Genomic DNA, 1,070 nt, shown 5'->3' on the forward strand with positions numbered 1-1,070 from the left:
TATCCCCCGATCATCGCCTGATTGGCTTTGATCGGGTGGTTTATCCGTTTTTCGGGCAAACCTATCCTGTATAGCCCAGGCTTCGACCGCGTAGCAGATTGGTAAACCCGAGCAGCAGGCAGAGTCTGTTCATGTTCTTGTCCAAACCACGGTAGCGAACCTTGTCATATCCAAATATTCCTTTAACCCAGCGGAACGGATGTTCCACCTTGGCCCTGACCGATGCCTTGGCCTTTTCGGTTTTTTGCTCATCGCTCCCCTCGACCATGACTTTTCGTTTACCGGGACGAACAGCAATATGCCACTCCACCTCGCGATCCTTGTGCTCCTCTCGCTTATGAATACCCAGATATCCGGCATCACCATGAACCCGTTGCTCCTTGCCATGCAGCAGCTTGTCCGCCTGGGTAATGTCATGCTCATTGGCCGCCGTGCCTGTGGCGCTGTGCACGATGCCGGTATCGGCATCCACACCGATATGCAGTTTCATGCCAAAATACCACTGGTTGCCTTTCTTCGTCTGATGCATTTCAGGGTCGCGTTGCTTCTCTTTGTTCTTCGTCGATGACGGCGCCTCAATCAGCGTGGCGTCCACAATCGTACCTTCCCGGAGTTTGCATCCCTTTGAGGCCAGATGCTTGTTTATCTCCTGTAGAAGCTTTTCACCGAGATGGTGGGACTCCAGCAAATGACGGAAATTCAGAATCGTCGTCTCATCGGGGATACGTTCACTCAAGCGGAGTTTCGCAAAACGCCGCATTGATTCAATCTCATAGAGTGAATCTTCCATCATCGGATCTGAAAGATTGTAAAACAGCTGCAGACAATGGATACGAAGCATCACGCTCAGCGGATATGGCGGACGACCTGTCTTGTTTCGGTGGTAATGACGTTTGATCTTTGCTTCCAGCTTCTTCCACGGAAGCAACATCTCCATCTCTTCCAGAAACGCCTCACGGCGCGTCTTGCGACGCTTGTGATCGTATTCCGCTTCCGCAAAACTCAACTGATCCATAACTCCTCCTGTTCGGAGAAATTATACAGGAATCGACGAGTTATTCAGAGTATCC

The 1,070-nt window shown here is 50.9% G+C and carries 1 protein-coding gene; it reads right to left on the minus strand.

The genetic code is table 11. The annotated features are described in order from the left end of the window. Positions 1–61 precede the first annotated feature (61 nt). Positions 62–1,015 carry an IS5 family transposase gene (locus F3F93_RS12330; RefSeq protein WP_176959502.1) on the minus strand — a complete coding sequence of 318 codons (954 nt, stop codon included), beginning with the start codon at positions 1,013–1,015 and terminating at the stop codon, positions 62–64. Between the last annotated feature and the right edge of the window lie 55 nt (positions 1,016–1,070).

The sequence above is a fragment of the Mariprofundus sp. KV genome, from assembly GCF_013387475.1.
In the GTDB taxonomy this organism is placed as follows: Bacteria; Pseudomonadota; Zetaproteobacteria; order Mariprofundales; family Mariprofundaceae; genus Mariprofundus.

Excerpts from the sequence above, each read along its gene's own strand:
- F3F93_RS12330 (WP_176959502.1), bottom strand. The coding sequence starts at position 1,015 with ATGGATCAGTTGAGTTTTGCGGAAGCGGAATACGATCACAAGCGTCGC.